Origin of the sequence: Pandoraea anapnoica (genome assembly GCF_902459765.1) — a bacterium.
Lineage (GTDB): Bacteria > Pseudomonadota > Gammaproteobacteria > Burkholderiales > Burkholderiaceae > Pandoraea > Pandoraea anapnoica.
On sequence record NZ_CABPSP010000002.1, the window covers coordinates 83,995 to 105,447 of the forward strand.

Consider the following 21,453-nt stretch of genomic DNA (forward strand, 5'->3'; position numbering starts at 1 on the left):
TCGGCTACAGAATTTCAATGTGGAATTTCGGATCGGACGGGATATTCACGGCGCACTTCGCGTCACAACGGCATGACACGTCAGCACGGCATTCCTGACACACCCGACACTTCGCTGCTCGGCAACTCGACAGCGATTCGTACGTTGCGCGCGCAGATCGAGCGTGTTGCGCGAACGTCGGTCAGTGTCCTCATACTCGGCGAAAGTGGCAGTGGAAAGGAGCTTGCTGCGCGCGCGTTGCATGCTGCGAGCGATCGTCGAAACGGGGCGTTCGTTGCCGTACCCTGCGGTGCAATGCCCGCGGACCTCGCCGAATCCCAGTGGTTCGGGCATGAGCGTGGCAGCTTCACGGGGGCTGTCGATCAGCGGCGTGGGTACTTCGAAGCGGCACATGGCGGCACGTTGTTCCTCGACGAAATCGGCGATATGCCACCAGCTATGCAGGTGAAGCTCCTGCGGGCGCTCGAATCGGGCACGCTGTGCCGCGTTGGCGGCAGTCAGGCGGTCCCTGTAGATGTACGTGTGATTGCGGCGACGCGTCACGACGTTGCCGAGGCGCTGCGTAGCGGTGCGTTGCGCGACGACCTGCTCTACCGGCTCGCCGCGTTCGTGTTGCACGTGCCCGCGCTACGCCATCGCGATGGGGATATCGCGACGCTCGCGCATGCTCACGTCGACGTGCTCAATGCGCGGGCGAGAACGTCGAAGCGCCTGTCGGCCACATCGGTGCGTGCGCTCGGCGCGCATGCGTGGCCGGGTAACGTGCGCGAACTGCATCACGTGATCGAGCGCGCGTTCATTCTCTCGGACGACGTGCTGCACGTGACGACCGATACCGTGCCCCCCGCCGGCCCCGTCGTTCATCACGGCACGCTCGAATTGCCGCGCGTCATCACGCTTGCCGACGCACAACATCACTTCATCGCGGCATCGCTGGTCCATCACGAGAATGACAAGCCAAGCACCGCGCGCTCACTCGGTGTCAGTCTGAAAACGCTATACAACCGGCTGGCGACGTCTACCGGACATTGAGTCTGCGAATGTCCCGGCATTGTTGAGGAGTCGCGGCCGCCGCCCCTGTGAACGTGCTGCGTGGCGGCCGCGATCCTGCTTAGTGGTGCTTGCCTGCGTCGTTGCCCGTGCTGGACGTCCCCGACGACGTGCCGCTCGAACCTGCTGCGCCTGACGCTGTGTGCGCCCCGGCCGTGCCGACCGTACCCGTCTGCCCCGCCGAACGTTGCGACGCCGACGTGCCCGCACCAGTGCCACCGTGTGGGTGGTCGGCGTGCGACGACTGCGTACGAATGCGGTTCTCGACGTCCTGCACGCCGAAGCACTGCTCGGCGCAGTCTTCGATGGCGTGCTTCATCCAGCGCTCCGGCACGCTGCCCTGCAAGTCGACGCGACCGTCGTTCACCTGCACGCTGACGTCGTGGACCTCAAGCTCGTGCGCCATGCAGAGGCGTTCGCAGACGTCCTCACGAATGCGTTCGTCCGAGCGGCTGTAGCCCTTTGGCCCCTGACGATGACGCATATCCATCGGCGCGCTGCCTGGACCGCCCAGGCCACCGTGACTGCTTTGACTTCCGTAGCTGCCATAGTTGCCGTAACCCCGCTGCTGCGCCTGCGATTCCCAGCCTTGCGGCCCGCGCTGCATCGACTGCCCGCCGAAGCCCTGGCGACCTCCGCCTTGCGACATCCGGCTACCGTAATCGCGGTCATAGTCGCGCCCGTAATCTCGACCATAGTCACGACTATAGTTGGAGCTGAAGTCGCCACTGTAGTCGCCGCCGTATTCGCCCATGAAGGCGTCCTCATAATCTCGACCGTAGCTGCGTCCATAGCCGCCCGCGCCACCTGAACCGCTGCGTGCCCCGTAGGTATCGCGGTTTTGCCCGCCGTTCGAACGGCCATACGTGTCGCGGGAATAGCCGTAGCGCGGATCGCCGCTATTGCCGTAGCGTTCGTTACGCTCATTGCGCGGATCGTCGATACGCGCACGGCCCGCTTCGCTCCAATCGCCTCGCCATTCCCCTTGTCCTCCTCGATCGCCACGCTCGCGCGAAGACTGCGTGCCGTACTCGTCTTCCTGGTCGTACGCGGAGAAGTCCCGCTGCATGGCCTCCTCGTCGAAATCGCGACGGTATTGGCTGCGCTGTCCGCCACCTTGCATTTGCCGTTCGTTATCGCGCGTTGCGTATCGTCGTTGCATGATGATTCTCCAGATGAGCAGCACCAGCGGTCCAGAAGCAACGGCTCCTGTTCAACCAATCCGGCACCGGACAAATCCTTGTGCAAGTCGCATGCCATGCGTCGGACATAGACACGACGTTCGCAAATCCCGGTCGGGTGGACGGCCGCCGAGGCTTTTTTTCCATTCGTGGCAAGTTCGTCCTGTCTGGGACCGTGCGGGCCTCGCCTTGACGTTTTGCGTTGACACGCTTGACGTTACCCGCGCATTGCGTATAGAGTCACCGCATGATGAATTCCGCCCTCCTCCGTTCGCAGACTCTGCGCGTTGTCCTTTCGGGACAACGGGGCGTGTTCGTCAAAAGCAAAAAACAGTCGCTCAACTGACCGGAGCGTGCTGTTCCGTCAGTTGAGCGACGGAATAGCCACGTGGACCGGCAGTCCCGCCCAGCGCCCAGTGCGCGCCTGTAATACCTGCACCGCCTCGCATCACCGGCCAATCTGCCCCGAACGCCACGCGTCAAATCTTGCGTCGCCCTGCTGAACGGTTTCCGTACAAGGTCACCACACGTTCATCGCATTCGTATCAGGGAGACACCATGCAAGACACGCAATCGCCTATCGCCGCCGCCCAGTCGACCTCGCTTCACGCATCGTCCAGCTTTCGCGGTATCTGGCTGCCGCTCATCACGCCCTTCAAGCGCGACGGCGCTCACACGCCGGTCGATCACACGGCACTGCGGGGGATCGTTGCGCACTATCGTCACTCGGGGATTGCGGGCTTCGTGATCTGTGGCACGACCGGTGAAGCGGCCGCGCTGGAAGATGTCGAACAAATCGCCGTGCTTGAGACCGTGTTGGCGGAAGCCGGTGACCTACCTGTCATCGCCGGTCTCGCTGGGAATCATCTCGGGCATACGCTTACGCGCATGGACGCCCTGAACGCACTGCCGCTCGCCGGTGTGCTGACACCCGCGCCGTATTACATCCGCCCGTCGCAGGCGGGGCTCGTCGGCTGGTTCAATGCGCTGGCCGACCGCTCGGCCGCGCCGCTGGTGCTCTACGACATTCCGTATCGCACAGGGGCCACGCTGACGTTAGAGACACTGCTCACGCTGGCCGGTCACGCCAATATTCGCGGTATCAAGGATTGTGGCGGCAACGCGCACACGACGCAGGCGCTAATTGCCGATGGGCGTCTGTCTGTCCTCGCCGGTGAAGATCATCAACTGCTGTCGACGCTAACGATGGGCGGCCATGGCGCGATCATTGCGTCGTCGCATTGCCGCCCGGCCCATTTCGCGGCCCTCTATCGTGCCGTACGCGCGCAGCAGCTCGACGTCGCGCGCGTGCTCTTTCATGCGCTCATGCCGGTCGTGAAGCTGCTGTTTGCCGAAGCGAACCCCGGCCCGGTGAAGGCGTGGCTCGCACGTGAAGGCTGGCTGGAAGACGTGCTGCGTGCACCGATGACGAGTGCGTCACCGGCGCTTGCGCAGCAGTTGGTGGATGCAGTCGCCGCCATCGACACTGCATTCGGTGCGAACGTAGCGCAAGGGGCCACCGTCGCAGAGGCCGCTTGACGGACAGACGGCAGAGCGCGTGTCGTCAGGCGACGACGCGCAAATGCCTGTCGTCGGGGGCTGCAAGCTTGGGCGTCATGGACGCAGGATGATGCGCAAAGTCACCGTGCACGCCGACGCTACCATTCACGCGGAACTTCGACGTCTCGCTCACGAGGTCTGCGGCCTGCTGACGCATATGCTCGGCCGCCGCCGCAGCCTCTTCGACGAGCGCGCCATTCTGTTGCGTCACCTGATCCATCTGCGCGACGGCCTGATTGACCTGTTCGATACCGCGCGCCTGCTCGTCGCTCGCCGCCGCGATTTCGGTGATGAGTTCGCTCACACGACGCACGGACACCACAATCTGATCCATCGTGCGACCGGCGACTTCCACGCGCGACGAGCCGTCCTGCACTTGCTGAACAGACGCCGCGATCAGCTCGCGAATGTCCTTGGCCGTGCCCGCCGAGCGCTGCGCCAGCGTGCGCACCTCGCCCGCTACGACAGCGAACCCGCGGCCTTGCTCGCCCGCACGCGCGGCTTCCACCGCCGCATTGAGCGCGAGAATATTGGTCTGGAACGCAATGCCTTCGATAGCGGTGATCATCTCGCTCATGCGAGCCGAGGCGCTGGCCATCGCCTGCATCGTCTCTACGACTGCACGCACACTGTGCGCTCCGGCATCGGCCACGCCCGACGCCTCTTGCGACAGACGCTTCGCCTCGACCGCATGCTCCACGTTCTGACGCACGGTCGACGTCAGTTCTTCCATCGACGCTGCCGTCTCCTCTAGCGATGCGGCTTGCTCCTCCGTGCGCTGCGACAAATCGGTGTTGCCCTGTGCGATCTCACGCGCGGCGGTGTCGATGGCGCCCGATGCGCCCTGAATGTTGCGCACCAGATGGCTCAGTTGTGCGATGGCCGTGTCCAGCGCGCTGGCCATCTCGCCAATTTCGTCGCGGCTTTCCACTTGCACGCGATGCGTCAGGTCGCCGTTGGCGAGCGCCGAAGCCCCTTCCGAGACGGCGCGCACCGGACGCGTCACCGAACGCGCAATCGCCACACCGGCCACTACGGACAACGTCACCGACAACAACAACGTGGCGAACAACCAAACGCGGGCGGACAGATAGGCGTCGTTAGCGTCGGCCGCTTCCTTCGCGCTCACTGCCTTGCCGACGCCCATCAGGTCGTCGAGCGGCGAGAAGAACGCCAGTTGGGTCTTCTGGAGACTGCCCAGCAGTTGCGCCTTGGCACCAACGTAGTCGCCGTTGTGCACAAGCGTTTTGAACGCGTCGAGTTGCTTGCCGTACTCCGCGCTGGCCTGCGTGAGCGTTTGATAGAGCGCCTTGCCCTTCTCCGTGTAGAACATCGTCGCCATGCCGTCGATGCTCTTCAGGTTCGCCTGACGCAACTCGTCGATCTTCTTCAGACGCGTGTCGAGCTGCGACGCGTCTTCAGACATCGCGATGTCGCGCAGCAGCACGGCCACATGGGACGCGCGATCCTTCAGGTTATGGAATTCGAGAATCTTGTTGTTCAGGTCTGACACGATGAGCTGCGTGTTCGTGTCCATCGTCGCCATCTTCGTCACGGCGACGACCGCCACGACCAACAGCATGAGAACGTTGAGGGAAAAGGCGGCGGCGAGCCGTTTGCTGATACTCAGATTCTTGAACATCGGTGGGTGCGCGATTCGTCCTGGGGGTCTTGGTTTCGCCCTGCCGCCAGCACGTGCGGCAGGTCACTGTCTCTCTCCGTACCGCTTTCGGTACCTCTGACGAGACTTAACGAGTGCTTTTGACGAAACTTGAGCCTTGCTGCAACAATTTCGCGCGATACCCCGCAAACGCCCGCCAGGCAAGGCGTTCCACCGGTGGAAACGCGCACCGAATTGGGGGACGAGCAACGCTAATTGCGTATCCATCAAATATATCAAGCCACCTGATTACATCGACGTTGAGCGCAATGCCGAACGGGTGACGACGATGCGAGTTGCGTTCCTCTCAGGAAACGATGGACTTCGCCGCAACTGCCCCTGTCGAGACGGCACGTGTTCCCCATTGCACAACTAGCATGCCCAGGACAATGAGCGCTACACCGCCAATGCGCGCGAGATTGACGGGCCTGGCGGCAAGTCCCATCAGCCCGAAGTGGTCAATGATCAGCGACGCGACGACCTGACCCGCCACCACACATACGATGAAGTTCGCCGCCCCCAGACGCGGCGTGAGCACCAGCGCCGCTGTGATGTAGGCCACGCCCGCAATGCCGCCGATCCACAGCCACCACGGCCCGCGCGCGGCGCTACCGATGTCCGGCAATCCGGCGCGCATGCCGATCAGCACGGGCAGCACAACGATAAGACTCACGAGCAATGACGCCACCGTCGCCCACAGCGGATGACCCAGCACGCGCCCGAGCGCCGCGTTGCTGCCAGCCTGGAACGGGACAACAGCACCGGCGAGCATCGCGATGACGAGCGGCAACAGGACTGTCGCGGGGATTTGGGGTGTCATTGACGCATTCATGAGGTGATCTCTCTATTCGTAAATATCGCTTGCCCTCAGCATGAGTCATCCATTCCAATAATGGAAATTCGAATCCATCACACAAACTATTCGTCACATGGATGATTTGCGTCGAATCGACCTCAATCTATTGCTGACGCTGCACGCCTTGCTGGCGGAGCGCCATGTGTCGCGCGCAGCGCTACGTCTGCATCGCAGTCAGCCTGCGGTGAGCCATGCGCTCGCGCAGTTGCGCGGCATCTTCGATGACCCGTTGCTGGTGCGACGCGACGGCGGCCTCGCCCTGACTTCGCGGGCGGTGGAACTGCAACGGCCGCTTGAAGACGCGCTCGATCAGTTACAAGGGTTGTTGCACGCACCGGCGTTCGATCCGCGCCGGGCGAAGCGGACTTTCCGTATTGCGCTGTCCGATTACGGCTCGCGCGTCTCACTGCCTCAACTGACGCGTCGCGTGCGAGAGCAAGCACCGGGCATCGATCTTGCGGCAACGCAAGCGAGCCGCGAAGCGATGCTCACCCAGCTACTCGACGGCGAAATCGATCTGGCGTTGGGCGTGTTTCACGAATTTCCGGGGGAATTGGAGACGCAGACGCTGTTCGAAGAAACGTTCGTCTGTCTGGCGGATCGCTCCACGCTGCCTTCGCGCGGCGGTCTGACGATGGCGGCATGGCTGGCGCGCCCGCACGTGCTGGTCGCGATGCGTCCGGGGGCGGACAACGAAATCGATCAGGCACTAGGGGAGCTGGGACACACGCGGCGCGTGGCCGTCACGCTGCCGCATTGGAGCATCGCGCCGGAGTTGATTGCGGGGACGGATCTGATTCTAACGGTCGCGCAAACGGCCGTCGCACATCTGCGTCACGACCGGCAGTTACGACGCTTCGCCGCGCCGTTTGCGATACCGCCGTTTCTGTTTCAGGCCGCATGGCACGCCCGTCGCGACGTCGACCCCGCGCATCGATGGCTGCGCGAGCAGATCGCAGAGATCTGCCGCTAAGGTCAGTTGTCTTCGAGGAAGCCGCTGGCGATGGCGTCGGCGATCATCCGATCGGCGAGTTGCCCGAGCGCGGGGGACGCGTCGCCGATCACATGCATCAGCTTGCGCACCTGCGACGCTTTGATCGAGCGTTCGGCCCAGACCCGACCGTGCGTGTGATAGCTGTGCAGCAACGGCTGGAGCCGGTCCATCGCGCGCGCGAACTTGGCATCGACTGTCTCGCGCGCTTCGAATTCCTCCCACAGCGCACGATACGATTTCGCCTGATCCGTGGGCAACAGATTGAAGATGCGCTCGGCCGCCGCCTGCTCGCGTTCGTGCTGATCCTGCGCAGCCACGGCGTCGTAAGCGTAGGTGTCGCCCGCATCGATCTCGACCAGGTCGTGGATCAGCAGCATGAGCATGACGCGGGGAATCTGGGTGCCCTGCGGCGCGTACTCGGCCAGCACCGTCGCCATCAACGCCATTTCCCAGCTGTGCTCGGCATCGTTCTCGAAACGCTTGCCGGTGATCAGCAACGTGTTGCGCCAGGTCTCTTTAAGCGCATCCACTTCACGCATGAACAACAACTGTGCTTTAAGACGCTCGGGCACGTCGATTCTGCTGAAATCGCTCGGAATGTTCACGCTCACCGGCTCCGGTTCCGCGTGCGCCGCATCGCGTTGATTACGCTTGTCCATCTGATGCTCCATTGGGTAGCCCACGATTATCGCCGCGATTGCCGTTCACGGCGCATCAGCGTGAGCGCCTATCCCTTGCCCAACGGCGGACGGCTCGGAAAGCCCGCCATATTGCTCAGTTGCGCCAGCTCGTTGGCCGCTTCAAGCATCAGTCCGGAGAACTCGTGGATCTTCTTCGCCGTGAGCCGCACCCGGGGCGCTGCGAGACTGATGACGCCCACGCAACGCGAGCCGCTCACGACAGGCACCGCCACCGCCGCCATGCGTGGCGCGAAGACTTCGTCAATCATTGCGTAACCCCGCACGCGCGCGGCATGCAGAAAACCCAGCAATGCCTTGAGCGTCGTCGGCGCGTTCGGTCCGAACTCGTTCGGCTGCCCGAAGCCTTGCTTAAGGACGAGCGACGCCGCCTGTTCGTCGGTCATCGTCATGAGCCACGCATGGCCCGTCGACGTGCAGGAGAGTTGCGCGGCATGCCCCATGTCCGGGTCGTAGCGAAAGCCCGTTCGCTGCCCGTCGGCGCGGCCCACCCAGATGATGGCGTCGCAGTCGACCAGCGACAGACGCACCAGCCCGGCCGTCTGCGCAGCGAGACGTTCGATGATCGGCTGCGCGATGTCCGCGATGCCCGTCAGACTCAGGAATTCGAGTCCGTTCGACGTCATGCGCATCGTGAGGATGTAGCGGCCGTGATCGACCAGTTGCCTGACGTACCCACTCTCGACCAGTTCGGTCAGCACGCGGTGACACGTGCTTCGCGGCAACGACAGTGCTTCGGCAATCGCGACAAGGCCCGCGCCCTCACCTTCCGACGCCAGCAAATCGAGAATTCTCAGCCCGTTTTTCAGTGACATCCGATGTCATCTTCCATAATGTGGAATGGAGTTCCGGTCTGGAACGACCTCTCCGGTGCGCGCAAACAATAGCACTTGTTCGTCGCCAGAAACGAACGTTTCAATATATCGAGAACTCAGGAGACAACATGTCAACTTTGGTGGATTCGGACCTGAACGTGGATGCACAATCCACGCAGGCCCAATTGATGGCGCGTCGGGCGGTCGCGGGGGCGACGGTCGGCACCGCGCTCGAATGGTTCGACTTCGCGCTCTATGGTGTGGTCGCGGCCACAATCTTTCCCAAGCTGTTTTTCCCGTCGCTCGATCCGACGGCGTCGCTGCTCGCCTCGCTCGCGAGCTTCTGGGCCGGACTCGCCGCACGCCCGCTTGGCGCAGTGATCTGCGGCATGCTCGGCGACCGCTGGGGACGTCGCAAGCTGATGCTGATTACTGTGTCGGTGATGGGCGCTTCGTCGTTTCTGATGGGGCTACTGCCGACCTATGCGCAAGTCGGCATCATTGCGCCGACGCTGCTGGTGACCCTGCGCATCATTCAGGGCTTCGCCCTTGGCGGCGAGTCGACCGGTGCGCAACTGATGGCCGTGGAACACGCGAGCGTGGAGCGGCGCGGGTGGTATTCCGGCCTGCTGGGCATCTGCTCGCCGCTGAGCCAGATCCTCGCCAACTTCTCGCTCTTCGCGCTGGCCGGTCTGCTCTCGCCGGACGCCTTCGAATCGTGGGGATGGCGCGTGCCGTTCCTCGCCAGCTTCGTGCTCGTGCTGTTGGGGATCTACATTCGCCGCAAAGTCAGCGAGACGCCCGCGTTCGAAGCGCTCAAAAAAAACGGGCAACGCGCCCGCGTATCGAACCCGCTGGGCATCGTCTTCAAACATCACTGGCGCACGGCGCTGCGTCTGACGCTGTTCTTCTGTGGACCCGCCGCGCTGTTCTATCTGATCGTGGTGTTCTCGCTCAGCTACCTGACTAAACAGCTCGGCGTGCCCAAGCAAACGGGGTTCATGCTGTTGATGGTGGCTAACGTCTGCGCCATCGTAGGCGCGCTGGCAGGCGGTTATCTGAGCGACCGGATCGGACGCAAGCGCGCGCTGCTGCTCGGTTCGTTCTGTACGTTGGTCTGCTGCCTGATCTACTTCCCGATTCTGGGTCAGAACTCGCTGGCCCTGACGATGGCCGTGATGGGCGCGTTCCTCGGCTTCACACAATTCCAGAGCGGCATTCAGCCCGTGTGGTTCGCGGAGTCCTTCCCGACCGAAGCCCGCTACACCGGATCTGCCCTGTCGTACTCCGGGGCCAATCTGCTGACGGGCGGACCGATGCCCATCGTCGCCGTGGCACTACTCAATGCCTTCCACGGTTCGCCCTGGGCCATCGTCGCAGTGTGCGGCTCGCTGAATCTGCTTTCCTTCCTGATGATCGCCATTTCGCCCGAAACGAAGGGCACCCCCCTGGACCGATCATCCACTCACTGACGTCATGACCCGAAAACTCTACATCCTCAACGGCGCGAACCTGAACATGCTGGGTTTGCGAGAGCCGCAACTCTACGGCACCACCACGCTGGCGGACATCGAACAGAACTGTCTGAAGCTGGCCACGACGCTCGAACTCGATTGCGTGTTCCGTCAAACGAACAGCGAGAGCGAACTGGTCGGCTGGATTCAGGAAGCGTTTCTTCAGGACGCGGCGCTGATCCTGAATCCCGCCGGTTTTTCATTCGGACGGATTCCCGTACTCGACGCCGTCAAGCTATTGGTGCGGCCCGTGGTGGAGCTGCACATCACCAACATTCATCGACGCTCGGAGGAGTATCGCCATTCGACGATTTCCGTCGCGGCGACGGCGGTGATCTGCGGCGCGGGGGCGAACGGGTATCTGCTCGCCATCCGCGCGATTGACGATCTGTGGAACGCCCCGCGCTGAACGACTCGCCGCTTGCCATTGACGCAACGTTTGCCGGACACTGGGGACATTGCATCGCGTCCAGCCACATGCGTGGCTGGCGCGGCGCGCCCTCAGGGAGTGTCGAATGGCGAACGGCAAGCGCGTCAAAGCTGGCAAGAAGAAGCAATGGGCCACGCCCAAGGCCCGGTTGGAGCGACTTACCAGTGAACGCGATCGCAAGATGGCGCGTTCACCCCATGCTTATGTGCGGGGCAGCACCGCGCGATTTTACGAATGGCTGGCCAAAGCCGACGTCAATTTGCCGCAAGGCCCCGCGATCTGGATTTGTGGGGACTGTCACACCGGCAATCTCGGCCCGCTCGCAGATGCTCACGGGCACGTCGACGTGCTAATTCGCGATCTCGACCAGACCGTCATCGGCAACCCCGTACACGACCTCATCCGCCTCGCCCTCTCGCTGGCCAGCGCCGCACGCGGCTCGGCGCTCTCCGGACTGACCATCATCCGCATGCTCGAAGCGCTCACGCACGGCTATATGGCGGCGTTCGATCGCGGCGATGGCAAGGACGATCCGAAAGGCGGAAAATCGCACGGCACGAAAATCGGCAAGCGGCATGGCAAATCGCGCAGCGCGAAGGCGCAAGACGAGCGCCCCGAGATTGTCGATCTGATCATGCGGCGCGCGGTCAAACGTTCGTGGAAGCATCTGGCGCTGGAGCGCATCGAGGACATCCGTCCGAAGATTCCATTGGGCAGACGCTTCTGGCCCCTCAGCACGACCGAGCAAAAGCAGATCGACGCGTTGTTTCAGCTCGACACCATCGCGAGTCTTGCTACGTCATTGCGCGGACGGCCCAACGACGGTGCCGTCGAAGTGCTCGACGCCGCCTACTGGGTGAAGGGATGCAGCTCGCTCGGGCGGCTGCGTTACGCCGTGTTGCTCGACGTGGACGGTGGCGTCGTGCAGGGCGACGATCTCTGCCTCATGGACTTGAAAGAAGGCGTGAAGGCGGCAGCGCCTCGCTATGCGGGCGTTCGCATGCCTCGCGACAACGCCGAACGTGTCGTCACCGGCGCGCGGCATCTATCGCCGTCGCTTGGTGAACGCATGCGTGCGGCGCGTCTGATGGATCGCTCCATCGTGATTCGCGAATTGCTGCCGCAGGATCTGAAGCTTGAGATCGACACCCTCACGCAGCACGATGCCGCCGAAGTGGCGCAGTACCTCGGGGGTGTCGTCGGCCACGCGCACGCAAGGCAAATGGACGACGCCACCTGTCGCGCGTGGCTCGCCGACTTGCAACGCAACCGCTCGAAGACCATCGACTCGCCGGTCTGGCTCTGGAACAGCGTGGTCCAGCTCACAAGCGAACACGAAGCCGCTTACCTCGAACACTGCAAACGCCTGTTCTCCGGCGGCGCACCCGGCTAATGCGGGCGCGCGGCCGCGCGGCCGCGTGTCGTTAGCCGAAAAATCAGAACATCGAGTTACCGCTGACGGTCTTCGCGGGTGTCTGCTGCGAGACGTCCCAATGCTCCACAATCTTGCCCTTTTCCAGACGGAAGATGTCGACGATGGCAATCGGCAGATCGCCGGGATGCGGCACCTTGCGCACATGCAGAATGACGAAATCGCCGTCGGCGAACGCCCGCACGATGTCGCTATGCGAGTCCGGCTGATTCTTGCGCAGGAAGTCGACGAACTTGCCGAAACCCTCGACGCCGTCGGGCGCATTCGGATTGTGCTGAACGTACTTGTCCCCCAGATACTGACGCGCGGCGGTGAAGTCCTTGCGATTCAGACCCGCTTCATAGAAGGCCAGCACGGCCTGTTTGTTCGCGGCCAACTGCGACGCAGGCACGGCGGGGGTCGCACTCCCGGACGTCCCCAATCCCTCGGTGGCGGCCGCTGAAATCGCCGAACCGGGCAACGGCGCCATGCCTTCTGCGGCATGGACGGATGCCGTTGCGACAAGGCAGACAGCGGCGGTGGCGAGCAACGAAGCAATCGGATTTTTCATAGCGTTTGGCGGATGTGTGGTGTGGCGCGGGCGAGTGATCAGCTTAGCAGTTCGTAAGGACCGCCGCGCGTCAGGGCACGCTGGTAGGCGTCGCGTGCGTGGATACGTTCAAGGAAATCCGCGATGGCGGGCCAGCGATCTTTCGCGTCCCCACGTGCCGCAACGGCCTCTAGCGGAAAACTCATCTGAATATCGGCCGCACTGAAGGTGTCGCCGACGAACCATCCGGTCTTGCTCAGGGCGTCGTTGACGTAACCGAAATGCAGCGTCAGTTGCGGATCGACGAAACTCGATTGCAGCGTGCTGCTGATCTTGCGTGCGATGGGCCGGACAAAGAACGGCATCGGCGCGCTGGCAATACGCAGGGCGACCAGCTTGAGCAGCAACGGCGGCATCGCGGAGCCCTCGGCGTAATGCAACCAGTACGTCCAGCGCAGACGCTCGGGTGTGTCGCGCGGCGGCGTGAGACGCCCCTGTCCATAACGGTCGGTCAGATACTCGATGATCGCGCCCGATTCGGCCAGCGTCAGGTCGCCGTCGGTGACGACCGGGGATTTTCCGAGCGGATGAATGCAGCGCAATTCCGGTGGCGCGAGCATCGTCTTCGGATCGCGCTCGTAGCGTTGCAGCTCGTACGGCACCCCAAGTTCTTCGAGCATCCACAGCACGCGCTGCGAGCGGGAGTTGTTCAGATGATGAACCGTCAGCATGGTGTCTGGCTCCGGCGGGAAATCCGCACGCCATTGTCGCCGCATTGGCGGGTTTCAGGGGTTTCGGGTACGCTTGGCCGTCTTCGCCATCATCTTTAGCTCATGGACCGAATCGACGCCATGAAGGTCTTCGTCGCCACCGTCGACGAAGGCAGCCTCGCCGGTGCAGCCAGGCGTCTCGGACGCTCGGCCGCCGCCGTGAGCCGCGCCATCGCCTATCTGGAGACGCACACCGGCACCGCGCTGCTCCATCGCACCACGCGCACGCTCAAGCTCAGCGCCGCTGGCGAGCGCTATGCGGCCGCCTGTCGGCGCATTCTGCTCGACCTCGATGAAGCCGACGTCATCGCTGCCGGTGAGCGCTCAGCACCACGTGGGCAACTGACCGTCTCCATGTCGCTCGCCGCTGGTGAGACGTTCATGCGCGAGATCGCCGAGGCGTTCATCGAGCGCTACCCGGACGTTGTAGTACGTCTGCAGATGAGCGACCTGCCGGTGAACCTGATCGACGAAGGCGTCGATGTGGCGGTACGCGTGGCACACCTGCCCGACTCGTCGCTGATTGCGACGCAGGTCGGCGAAGTGCGACGCATCATTGCTGCATCCCCCGAATATCTGGCCGCGCACCCGCCCATCGAAACGCCCGCCGATCTGTCGAAACATCGCATCGTTTCCATGACGTATTTCGGCATCGACGCGTGGCGCTTCCCGCCCACAGGGCGCAGCACCGTGCCGCAGATCGTCCAGTTCACGCCGCGTCTGATCGTCAACTCGATCCGGGCAGCCATTGCGTCGGTCGTAGCTGGGCACGGCGTGGCGCGCATGCTCTCGTATCACATCGTCGACGAACTGGAGCGCGGGGCACTGAAAATCGTTCTTCAGAACTTTGAGCATCCGCCAATGCCGGTGCACGTCATCACGCCTCAGGGACGGCTGGCCGTGCCGAAAGTGCGCGCGTTCGTGGACTTCGCAGTGCCGCGTCTGCGCAAGCACTTCTCGCACGCGCACAAGCTGGCGGCAGGCAAGCGCTAAGGGGCGACCCGCCACACCGGACGGGCAAAACGGGCGTCGATTCGTACGCCTCGCGGAAGAATGACTTCCGACGCACAGCCGTTCTCCAGCGCGTTGCCACCGCCTACACTGACTCCATCGCCTTTGCGCGCCACGCCGTTCGATGCGCGACGCGACGCAGCATCCCCGGAGTCCTCATGTCCAATGCAGTCCTCGGCGGCACATCGACCGCCCCTTTCAACGCCTGGCGCGCCACACTTTGCGCCGCCTGCGCGAGTCTCATCGGTATCGGCTTTGCCCGCTTCGCCTACACCGCTCTTCTCCCCGCGATCATTGGTGCACACTGGTTCGCGCCCTCCACGGCGGCCTATCTGGGTGCCGCAAACCTCGGCGGCTACCTCGCCGGTGCGCTGGGCGCTCGCGTGCTGTCGCGCCATGCGTCGAATGTGACGATTTTGCGCGTGATGATGCTGCTGGTCGTCGCGGCATTCTTTGCCTGTGCGTGGCCGCTTTCGTTCCTGTGGTTCTTCGCGTGGCGCTTCGTCTCAGGTTTTGCGGGTGGCGTGTTGATGGTCATTGCCGCACCTTCGGTGCTCGCACACGTCACACCATCGCGACGCGGCATTGTGAGCGGCGCGATCTTCGCGGGTCTCGGGTTGGGGATCGCCGCGTCGGGCACGCTCGTGCCGCTGTTGTTGCGTCAGGGCCTCGCGCAAACATGGATCGGGCTCGGCGTGTTGTCGCTGCTCCTCACGGTCGTGGCATGGCGCGGCTGGCCCACGAGTGCACCCACGACAGCAGCGACGGCCGCGCATCCGAAACACCGGCCTGCCGCCCCCATCACGCTGCGCTCGCTCTACATCGAATATGCACTGAACGCCGTGGCGCTGGTGCCGCACATGATCTTCCTGGTCGATTACGTCGCACGCGGTCTGGGCAAAGGGCTCGATGCAGGCGCGAACTACTGGGTGCTGTACGGACTGGGGGCCATCGTCGGACCGCTCTTCGTGGGGCACCTCGCCGATCGCATTGGCTTTGCGCGCGCATTGCGGGTCGCGTACGTCGCGCAGATGTTTTCCGTGATCCTGCCGGTGCTTGGCCTGGGGCTGCCCGCCCTGATCGTCTCCAGCATGGTGATGGGGGCTTTCACGCCGGGCATCGTGCCGCTCGTTCTGGGGCGTGTGAACGAACTCCTCGCTCATCATCCTGCCTCGCAGAAGGGGGCGTGGAGTACCGCGACGACCAGCTTCGCCACCTTTCAGGCAGGCGCTGCCTACGGGCTGTCGTTCCTCTTCGCGGCGACGTCCGGCAACTACTCGCTGCTGTTTGTCGTGGGCGGTGTCGCCATGACGCTCGGATTGGCGGTGAACCTCATCGCGGCGAGAATGGCGCGGGCCTGACGCCGCGCTCACCCGATTCACCGATTACTCACGCGTTACGCATCGGTCTCGTACGCGAGACCGTACTCGCCCTTCGAGCGGCGGATCCTCGCAAAGCCAAGCTCGCCCAGATGCATCCCTGCGATCAACACGCCGTCAGCGCTGACGCTGTCGAGCAACCGCGAGCGGGTCGCCGCGGCAAGCGAGGCATCCTGATCGAACGCAATCGTGACCTCGGGCCGCTGAATCTGGATGTTCGGGAAGTGCACGATGTCGCCCCAGACGAGCAGCCCCGCGTCGCGCGATTCGATGAGAAAACCGGTGTGGCCCTCCGTGTGCCCGGGCAGCGACATCGCCTGAATGCCGGGGAGCACTTCACCGGCGCCAAAGGTGCGCAGTTGTTCGCGGTAGCCATCGAAAACGCCGCGCGCGATCTGAAAGTTGCCCCGCGCCCTCTCGCTGGCGCGTGCCAGATTGGCATCGTCCTGCCAGAAAGCAAGCTCTCTCTCGTTGACGGCAAGCTCGGCGTTCAGAAATGCCCGCTGACCGTCCAGCGTCCTCAACCCACCGACGTGATCCGGATGCGCATGCGTGAGCAGCACCGTATCGATGGCTTCCGGTGCGATGCCCGCGTGCCGAAGGTTCGCGCTCAGATGTCCCCCCCACTGCTTGATGCCACCCGCCCCGCTGTCGATGAGGACCGTGCGTCCAGCGCCTTGCACCACGTAGCAGTTGATGTGTACGGCAGAGGGATTGGGCTCACCGGCCGCACGCTGGATACTGTCCGCGTCGGCGGCGTCGATATTCGACAGGACGTCGAAACTCGCCGTGAGGTAGCCGTCGCTGATGGCGGTCACGGTGAAATCGCCGATCTGCTGGCGCGGGAAGTTAGGGAGAGACATTTTGCGACTCCTGAATGGATAGTGGCGCACGCCGGAATTCGGCGCGCCTCAGCGCCGCGTCTCGCCGCGAGTCAGTTGTTCGCCCATCGGCACATAGAGATGCACACCTTGCGGTGGCTCGGCGAGACGCACGGCATCGTCGGCGGACACTACGGCAAGCCAGCGGTGCGTCGGAACCTGCTCCAACGCCACCGCTTGCAGGGCGAGCGGCTTAAGCCCCATGTCGATCAGCGACTCAGGTCCGCTCGCGCAGAGCGCCAGACGCTCGTTCATCCGCACGGCAGGTGCCAAGCCGATGTCGCCGTACAGATTTCGGTGCCAGTCCGTGATGTGCTGCTGCCACCGCGCGAAGTTGCCGCCGCCCTTCTGGCGGTATTCGTCGCTGATCAGCACCTCCGGCCCGTCGACCGTATGGATGGCGAGATACACCGGGCATCCCCCGGTGACCGCTCTGAATCGTTGCGACGATTGAAAGCCCGTTACCGAAATAAGAGCGGGCAGTTTTTCGCGACTATAAAAGTCGTTCCATTCGGCCTCGCTTGCAGGGTCGGCGAAGGTGCATTCGACGGTGTAGATCATGATGTGTCGTCGTTCCGGGAGGTTGTGCGTTTTCATTGCATGAACGTAATGCTAATCTGGCGTTTTCGACGTCCATAACGATTTCCGATCAGTCTTCATTGATATTTAGTCAAGCTGACTACCATTGCCTTCCCACCGACCGAACCCAGATGCGACGCAAGATCCCGAGCCATTCCGCACTACTCGCCTTCGAGGCCGCCGCCCGGCATGGGAGCTTCGCGCGTGCGGCCGACGAGCTGGCCCGCACCGAAGGCGCCGTCAGCCGTCAGATCGGGCGGTTGGAGGAATTTCTGGGAGTGACGTTGTTCGAGCGCATCGGCAATCGGGTACGGTTGCTGCCGAACGGTGCGCGATATGCCGCACAGGTGCGCGAAACGCTGGACCGGCTGGAGCGGGACAGCCTGTATCTGATGGGACAACCGACCGAGGGCGCGAGTCTCGATATTGCGGCGACACCGACCTTCGCCACGCGCTGGCTGATCCCTCGGTTGGCGCGTTTTCAGGACAAGCATCCGAATATCACGGTCCACCTTTCGGAATGCATGGAGCCGTTTCTGCTGGCGGGGAGCGGATTTGATGCGGCGATCCATTTCGAGCATCCGGCGTGGGCCGGGATGCACGTGCATCGTCTGCTGGAGGAAGTGCTGATTCCGGTGTGCAGTCCGTCGCTGTTGGTCCGCGCGGGGGAAGGCGCGTCGCTGGACGATCTGCCGCGTCTACATCGTCGCCAGAATCCGGACGCCTGGCAACACTACGCGCAGGGCACTGGCATTACACTGACGAACTCTGCCGTAGGCGCCCGTTACGACCTTCACTCGATGCTGATCGAAGCCGCATTGGCAGGTCTGGGTGTGGCGCTGGTGCCGCGCCTTTACGTCAGCACCGAGCTTGAACAAGGCCGTTTGGTTGCACCGTGGCCGCAGGACAGCAAGGTGGCGAAGAACTTCTGCCTCGTGCTGCCCGAACCGCTCGAATTGCGCCAGGGACCGATTCGCACGTTCTCGGACTGGCTGCTCAATGAGGCAGGCGCAATGCCTGCCTGAAGTCCCACGGTCAAGTGGGCGACAGATGCGCCCTCACTCAACTCAGCGCCACGCCGCACTCAGCATCACGCCTCCGGAGACGACCAGCATCGTATCGAGCAAGCGCTGAAAGACGGTCGGCGTTATACCGAGGACAAAGCGCTTGCCGAGCATGGTGCCCAGCATCAGCGTCATGCCGACGATGAGACCATTGGCCCAGGCTGCGGGTGGCAGCGCACCCAGTCCCGAGAACATCAACACCTTGGCCACGTAGATGAAGACGGAGCTGGCCGACTCCGCGCCGAGGAACGCACCGCCCGACAGGCCGTACGCGGCGAATGCGGGAACGCTGAGCGGCCCCGTCGACAGCACGATGCCGGTCAGGAAACCAATCACTGTGCCCACCGCCGCCAACTGCCAGAGCGACAGACGAAATTGATGGCGTCGAAGGAAGTGCCGGGTCGGCACCATGGCGACGAAGAACAATCCCAGCGCGATATCGACGGCGGTCGACGGGAGGCTCCAGAGCGTCTTCGCACCGAGGGCTGCCGCAGGCGCACCCGGCACCGAGTAGGCCAGCACGGCGCGCCAGTCGATCTCACGCCACCACGCCACGACCTTCGAGAGATTGCCGACGATGGCCGCGACGGCCATGATCGGCACCGCCTGCTTCGGGCCGTATGTGTACACCAGCACCGGTAGCAGCATCATCGACGATCCCGTGCCGACTACCCCGCTGACCGCCCCCGCCGCCGTCCCGACGATGGCGATCATGACCATGCCCCAAGCGTGTCCCGCCAAGAATCCTGCCAACATCCATGCCTCGCGATTTGCCGATTCCCTCACGCTATCAAGCCATCTCATGCAGCGTGAGCCTTAGCCGCGACGATAAAGCATGATGCACACTCACACCATCGACAAATTCGCTACCCTTCTGTGATAAAAAGTCACAGTTCATTGTCGACGTCGCCTTTCAGAGTCCCAACATGTCGCGCCAATTACCGCCGTTGCATGCCCTACGTGTTTTCGAAACCGCCGCACGTGCCGAGAGCCTCAGCGCCGCCGCGCAGGAATTGTCGATCACGCATGGTGCCGTGAGCCGTCAGATCGCCTTGCTCGAAGCGTGGCTGGGGCAAACGTTGTTCGTCCGTCAGGGGCAGCGTAATGTCGCGACGGACCACGCACGGGCCTTCGCGGCCGAGATCAGCGCAGCGTTCGACCTCATTGGCGACGCGGCACTGCGCTTCGGCAAGGCGCCGCAAACGCGCGTGGTGCGCGTCAACGCCCAGACCACGCTTGCCATGCACTGGCTCATCGCACGGCTGCCCGCGTTTCATGCGGCCCACCCGGATGTGCAGGTAGTCGTCACCACGTCGAGCGGGGCCGATCCGGCGTTTCGCGGCGGGTTCGACGTCGCCATCCGGCGCGATCCGCCTCCACGTCCCGAATGGCAGCCTTATGAAAGGACGCTGTTGTTCACCGAAAGTGCAAGCGTCGTGGCCGCTCCTTCACTGCTGGAAGCGCTGCCGTTACGGCGGTTGAAGGATCTTGCAAAGCACACGTTCGTCGCCACGCAAACACGCGTCGGTGCGTGGGAAGACTGGTTGAGCGTGGCGGGTGTGCCTGCGCTTCGGCCGGTGCGATTCCATCGCTTCGACCACTATCACGTGAGCTTGCAGGCCGTGGTGGATGGACTGGGGTTAGGGATTGGCTGCACGCCGACGCTCGATCGAGAACTGGCGGCCGGTCGTCTCGTGATGCCGTTTCCGGACATTCAGGCCGACGGCGCAACCTACGTCACGCTCGTGCCGCGCGACGCCGACAAATCGAGACCGTTGCGGGATTTCCTGACGTGGGTGCATGAAGCAGCACATGAAGCAGCACACGCCCCTGCCGCAGAGGTTACGCCCCCGGTCCGACGCTCCACTTCCCGGGCGACACGCCGAACGCGCGACGGAAGTACCGGGTGAAGTGCGACAGATCGTTGAAGCCCTGTGCTAGCGCGACGTCCGTCGCCGAGGCCCCGGCGCGCAGTGCGGGCAACGCGCGCACGAGACGCAACTGATTGCGCCACGCATGTGGTGCCAGTCCAGTCTCGCGGGAGAATAGGCGCGCCGCATGGAACGGCGAAAGATCGACGGCTTCGGCGACTGCCGTCAGTGAAAGCGATTCGGTGAGATCGGCCGACAGACGCGCTTTCATCGTCTCGACGCGCACCGCGTCGCGATGCATTTCCAACAGCGGCACGTGCGCCTGCGCATGACGGACCAGCATCATCGATACGGCATCGATCAGCACGCTTTCGGCCAACAGCGGATCTGCGCCGATCTGAAGCAACCGATGCGCTTCGAGCAGCCGCTCCATGGCCTGCACGTCGTAAATGACGTGTTCGCCGAACCAGGGCATCGCTTCGTCCACCGATGTCGACCCACCCGGCGTCTCCAGCGGATCCAGCGGACTTTCCAACTGACGTTGCACGCCCTGCACGAAACCGACGGGCAGGTAAAACACACGGTAACGCCAGCCAAAGTCGGTTTCCCGCGCGCCCGTGTGAACTTCGCCGGGATGGATGATGGCGATCGACCCGGCGTCCGCCACGTGCTCGCCGCCACGATAGGCGTAGCGCTCCGCCCCGGCCACGATGCACGCGAACGTGTACGTGTCGTGCCAGTGCGGCGCGAACGTATGATCGTTGTATTCGGCCGTGAGCATGTCGCCTCCGGGCACGAGCGTCGAGCGCCAGTACAAAGGGGCATTGCGGAACGGCTGAAACGGTTGAACGGGCTGAAACAAGGCATCCATGCCCGCTACTTTACACTGAGCCGCAGCGCAGCCGACATGAACACCGCGTCCTGCGACAGACGTCGCAGAATCTCGTCGCCCAGACGACGCCTCCACGGATCGTCTTCCGAAAGCTGCCGGTTTTCCTTGGCCTTTGCGGCGGGAATCTCGATCATCATTGTGCTTTCTCCTGGGCCCGGCACGCCGTACAACTGGAAGCCGTCGAGCGACGCGCCGAACGGCACCAGCCGGTCGCCGGTCCGGACATCGCACTCGACATCCATGCAAAATAATCATAAATATCAACATAATATTCATTTCTCTTATGT

At 63.3% G+C, this 21,453-nt stretch carries 22 protein-coding genes; 10 read left to right on the forward strand and 12 right to left on the reverse strand.

Features of this window, described 5'->3' with window-relative positions; all coding sequences use genetic code 11:
- Window positions 1-72: 72 nt before the first annotated feature.
- On the forward strand, window positions 73-1,032 hold the full coding sequence (locus PAN31117_RS03565) for a sigma 54-interacting transcriptional regulator (protein ID WP_150737005.1): 960 nt from the start codon (window positions 73-75) through the stop codon (window positions 1,030-1,032).
- A gap of 79 nt (window positions 1,033-1,111) precedes the next feature.
- On the opposite strand, the gene PAN31117_RS03570 is transcribed toward PAN31117_RS03565, so the two are convergent.
- Window positions 1,112-2,212, reverse strand: a complete 1,101-nt coding sequence (locus PAN31117_RS03570; RefSeq protein ID WP_150737006.1) for a BON domain-containing protein — start codon at window positions 2,210-2,212, stop codon at window positions 1,112-1,114.
- A gap of 577 nt (window positions 2,213-2,789) precedes the next feature.
- On the opposite strand from PAN31117_RS03570, the gene dapA reads away from it, so the two are divergent.
- Window positions 2,790-3,770, forward strand: a complete 981-nt coding sequence (gene dapA, locus PAN31117_RS03575) for a 4-hydroxy-tetrahydrodipicolinate synthase (RefSeq protein ID WP_150737007.1) — start codon at window positions 2,790-2,792, stop codon at window positions 3,768-3,770.
- A 25-nt stretch (window positions 3,771-3,795) separates the two neighbouring features.
- On the opposite strand, the gene PAN31117_RS03580 is transcribed toward dapA, so the two are convergent.
- Entirely contained in the window at window positions 3,796-5,433 is a 1,638-nt protein-coding gene (locus PAN31117_RS03580) for a methyl-accepting chemotaxis protein (RefSeq protein WP_150737008.1), read from the reverse strand.
- A 325-nt stretch (window positions 5,434-5,758) separates the two neighbouring features.
- Window positions 5,759-6,271, reverse strand: a complete 513-nt coding sequence (locus tag PAN31117_RS03585) for a DMT family transporter (RefSeq protein ID WP_150737009.1) — start codon at window positions 6,269-6,271, stop codon at window positions 5,759-5,761.
- Between the two features lie 109 nt (window positions 6,272-6,380).
- On the opposite strand from PAN31117_RS03585, the gene PAN31117_RS03590 reads away from it, so the two are divergent.
- Complete coding sequence (locus PAN31117_RS03590; RefSeq protein ID WP_150737010.1) at window positions 6,381-7,280, forward strand: LysR family transcriptional regulator; 900 nt, start codon at window positions 6,381-6,383, stop codon at window positions 7,278-7,280.
- A gap of 2 nt (window positions 7,281-7,282) precedes the next feature.
- On the opposite strand, the gene PAN31117_RS03595 is transcribed toward PAN31117_RS03590, so the two are convergent.
- Together PAN31117_RS03595 and PAN31117_RS03600 are read right to left on the reverse strand one after the other, a co-directional pair.
- The gene (locus PAN31117_RS03595; RefSeq protein ID WP_150737011.1) at window positions 7,283-7,960 is read right to left on the reverse strand and encodes an HD domain-containing protein; all 678 of its coding nucleotides are present in this window, start codon (window positions 7,958-7,960) and stop codon (window positions 7,283-7,285) included.
- 68 nt (window positions 7,961-8,028) lie between these two features.
- Window positions 8,029-8,814 (reverse strand): IclR family transcriptional regulator, encoded by a 786-nt coding sequence (locus tag PAN31117_RS03600; RefSeq protein ID WP_039398139.1) that lies wholly within the window; start codon window positions 8,812-8,814, stop codon window positions 8,029-8,031.
- Window positions 8,815-8,942: 128 nt separating this feature from the next.
- On the opposite strand from PAN31117_RS03600, the gene PAN31117_RS03605 reads away from it, so the two are divergent.
- The 3 genes from PAN31117_RS03605 (at window position 8,943) to PAN31117_RS03615 (ending at window position 12,151) form a co-directional block, all read left to right on the forward strand.
- Complete coding sequence (locus PAN31117_RS03605; RefSeq protein ID WP_370855722.1) at window positions 8,943-10,286, forward strand: MFS transporter; 1,344 nt, start codon at window positions 8,943-8,945, stop codon at window positions 10,284-10,286.
- Between the two features lie 4 nt (window positions 10,287-10,290).
- On the forward strand, window positions 10,291-10,737 hold the full coding sequence (locus PAN31117_RS03610) for a type II 3-dehydroquinate dehydratase (protein ID WP_150737012.1): 447 nt from the start codon (window positions 10,291-10,293) through the stop codon (window positions 10,735-10,737).
- Window positions 10,738-10,813: 76 nt separating this feature from the next.
- Complete coding sequence (locus PAN31117_RS03615) at window positions 10,814-12,151, forward strand: DUF2252 family protein (protein ID WP_246188923.1); 1,338 nt, start codon at window positions 10,814-10,816, stop codon at window positions 12,149-12,151.
- A gap of 43 nt (window positions 12,152-12,194) precedes the next feature.
- On the opposite strand, the gene PAN31117_RS03620 is transcribed toward PAN31117_RS03615, so the two are convergent.
- Window positions 12,195-12,659 (reverse strand): nuclear transport factor 2 family protein, encoded by a 465-nt coding sequence (locus tag PAN31117_RS03620; protein ID WP_150737316.1) that lies wholly within the window; start codon window positions 12,657-12,659, stop codon window positions 12,195-12,197.
- A gap of 119 nt (window positions 12,660-12,778) precedes the next feature.
- Window positions 12,779-13,450, reverse strand: a complete 672-nt coding sequence (locus tag PAN31117_RS03625) for a glutathione S-transferase (protein ID WP_150737014.1) — start codon at window positions 13,448-13,450, stop codon at window positions 12,779-12,781.
- Between the two features lie 102 nt (window positions 13,451-13,552).
- Between PAN31117_RS03625 and PAN31117_RS03630 the strand changes: the two genes are divergently transcribed.
- Both PAN31117_RS03630 and PAN31117_RS03635 read left to right on the forward strand, forming a co-directional pair.
- Window positions 13,553-14,482: a LysR family transcriptional regulator gene (locus tag PAN31117_RS03630; protein ID WP_150737015.1), complete on the forward strand. Its 930-nt coding sequence runs from the start codon at window positions 13,553-13,555 to the stop codon at window positions 14,480-14,482.
- A gap of 176 nt (window positions 14,483-14,658) precedes the next feature.
- Entirely contained in the window at window positions 14,659-15,861 is a 1,203-nt protein-coding gene (locus PAN31117_RS03635; protein ID WP_150737016.1) for a YbfB/YjiJ family MFS transporter, read from the forward strand.
- 35 nt (window positions 15,862-15,896) lie between these two features.
- Here PAN31117_RS03635 and PAN31117_RS03640 read toward each other — a convergent pair whose 3' ends face one another.
- Together PAN31117_RS03640 and PAN31117_RS03645 are read right to left on the reverse strand one after the other, a co-directional pair.
- The gene (locus PAN31117_RS03640; RefSeq protein ID WP_150737017.1) at window positions 15,897-16,742 is read right to left on the reverse strand and encodes an MBL fold metallo-hydrolase; all 846 of its coding nucleotides are present in this window, start codon (window positions 16,740-16,742) and stop codon (window positions 15,897-15,899) included.
- Window positions 16,743-16,790: 48 nt separating this feature from the next.
- Complete coding sequence (locus PAN31117_RS03645) at window positions 16,791-17,321, reverse strand: sugar ABC transporter (protein ID WP_150737018.1); 531 nt, start codon at window positions 17,319-17,321, stop codon at window positions 16,791-16,793.
- A 149-nt stretch (window positions 17,322-17,470) separates the two neighbouring features.
- Here PAN31117_RS03645 and PAN31117_RS03650 point away from each other — a divergent pair, with 149 nt between their 5' ends.
- A complete protein-coding gene (locus PAN31117_RS03650) occupies window positions 17,471-18,364 on the forward strand; it encodes a LysR substrate-binding domain-containing protein (protein WP_150737019.1) in 894 nt (297 codons plus the stop codon).
- Between the two features lie 42 nt (window positions 18,365-18,406).
- Here the strand turns inward: PAN31117_RS03650 and PAN31117_RS03655 are convergent, their stop codons facing one another.
- Complete coding sequence (locus tag PAN31117_RS03655; RefSeq protein ID WP_150737317.1) at window positions 18,407-19,123, reverse strand: sulfite exporter TauE/SafE family protein; 717 nt, start codon at window positions 19,121-19,123, stop codon at window positions 18,407-18,409.
- A gap of 206 nt (window positions 19,124-19,329) precedes the next feature.
- Between PAN31117_RS03655 and PAN31117_RS03660 the strand changes: the two genes are divergently transcribed.
- A complete protein-coding gene (locus tag PAN31117_RS03660; RefSeq protein ID WP_150737020.1) occupies window positions 19,330-20,313 on the forward strand; it encodes a LysR substrate-binding domain-containing protein in 984 nt (327 codons plus the stop codon).
- Here the strand turns inward: PAN31117_RS03660 and PAN31117_RS03665 are convergent.
- Window positions 20,246-21,145 (reverse strand): helix-turn-helix transcriptional regulator, encoded by a 900-nt coding sequence (locus PAN31117_RS03665; RefSeq protein WP_150737021.1) that lies wholly within the window; start codon window positions 21,143-21,145, stop codon window positions 20,246-20,248. The genes PAN31117_RS03660 and PAN31117_RS03665 overlap by 68 nt on opposite strands.
- A gap of 5 nt (window positions 21,146-21,150) precedes the next feature.
- Window positions 21,151-21,408 carry a hypothetical protein gene (locus tag PAN31117_RS03670; protein ID WP_150737022.1) on the reverse strand — a complete coding sequence of 86 codons (258 nt, stop codon included), beginning with the start codon at window positions 21,406-21,408 and terminating at the stop codon, window positions 21,151-21,153.
- Window positions 21,409-21,453: the final 45 nt, after the last annotated feature.

Bases quoted from the DNA above. Each gene is read 5' to 3' on its own strand.
- PAN31117_RS03565 (WP_150737005.1), top strand. From the start codon at position 73: ATGACACGTCAGCACGGCATTCCTGACACACCCGACACTTCGCTGCTC.
- PAN31117_RS03570 (WP_150737006.1), bottom strand. From the start codon at position 2,212: ATGCAACGACGATACGCAACGCGCGATAACGAACGGCAAATGCAAGGT.
- dapA (WP_150737007.1), top strand. From the start codon at position 2,790: ATGCAAGACACGCAATCGCCTATCGCCGCCGCCCAGTCGACCTCGCTT.
- PAN31117_RS03580 (WP_150737008.1), bottom strand. From the start codon at position 5,433: ATGTTCAAGAATCTGAGTATCAGCAAACGGCTCGCCGCCGCCTTTTCC.
- PAN31117_RS03585 (WP_150737009.1), bottom strand. From the start codon at position 6,271: ATGACACCCCAAATCCCCGCGACAGTCCTGTTGCCGCTCGTCATCGCG.
- PAN31117_RS03590 (WP_150737010.1), top strand. From the start codon at position 6,381: ATGGATGATTTGCGTCGAATCGACCTCAATCTATTGCTGACGCTGCAC.
- PAN31117_RS03595 (WP_150737011.1), bottom strand. From the start codon at position 7,960: ATGGACAAGCGTAATCAACGCGATGCGGCGCACGCGGAACCGGAGCCG.
- PAN31117_RS03600 (WP_039398139.1), bottom strand. From the start codon at position 8,814: ATGTCACTGAAAAACGGGCTGAGAATTCTCGATTTGCTGGCGTCGGAA.
- PAN31117_RS03605 (WP_370855722.1), top strand. From the start codon at position 8,943: ATGTCAACTTTGGTGGATTCGGACCTGAACGTGGATGCACAATCCACG.
- PAN31117_RS03610 (WP_150737012.1), top strand. From the start codon at position 10,291: ATGACCCGAAAACTCTACATCCTCAACGGCGCGAACCTGAACATGCTG.
- PAN31117_RS03620 (WP_150737316.1), bottom strand. From the start codon at position 12,659: ATGGCGCCGTTGCCCGGTTCGGCGATTTCAGCGGCCGCCACCGAGGGA.
- PAN31117_RS03625 (WP_150737014.1), bottom strand. From the start codon at position 13,450: ATGCTGACGGTTCATCATCTGAACAACTCCCGCTCGCAGCGCGTGCTG.
- PAN31117_RS03630 (WP_150737015.1), top strand. From the start codon at position 13,553: ATGGACCGAATCGACGCCATGAAGGTCTTCGTCGCCACCGTCGACGAA.
- PAN31117_RS03635 (WP_150737016.1), top strand. From the start codon at position 14,659: ATGTCCAATGCAGTCCTCGGCGGCACATCGACCGCCCCTTTCAACGCC.
- PAN31117_RS03640 (WP_150737017.1), bottom strand. From the start codon at position 16,742: ATGTCTCTCCCTAACTTCCCGCGCCAGCAGATCGGCGATTTCACCGTG.
- PAN31117_RS03645 (WP_150737018.1), bottom strand. From the start codon at position 17,321: ATGATCTACACCGTCGAATGCACCTTCGCCGACCCTGCAAGCGAGGCC.
- PAN31117_RS03650 (WP_150737019.1), top strand. From the start codon at position 17,471: ATGCGACGCAAGATCCCGAGCCATTCCGCACTACTCGCCTTCGAGGCC.
- PAN31117_RS03655 (WP_150737317.1), bottom strand. From the start codon at position 19,123: ATGGTCATGATCGCCATCGTCGGGACGGCGGCGGGGGCGGTCAGCGGG.
- PAN31117_RS03660 (WP_150737020.1), top strand. From the start codon at position 19,330: ATGTCGCGCCAATTACCGCCGTTGCATGCCCTACGTGTTTTCGAAACC.
- PAN31117_RS03665 (WP_150737021.1), bottom strand. From the start codon at position 21,145: ATGGATGCCTTGTTTCAGCCCGTTCAACCGTTTCAGCCGTTCCGCAAT.
- PAN31117_RS03670 (WP_150737022.1), bottom strand. From the start codon at position 21,408: ATGGATGTCGAGTGCGATGTCCGGACCGGCGACCGGCTGGTGCCGTTC.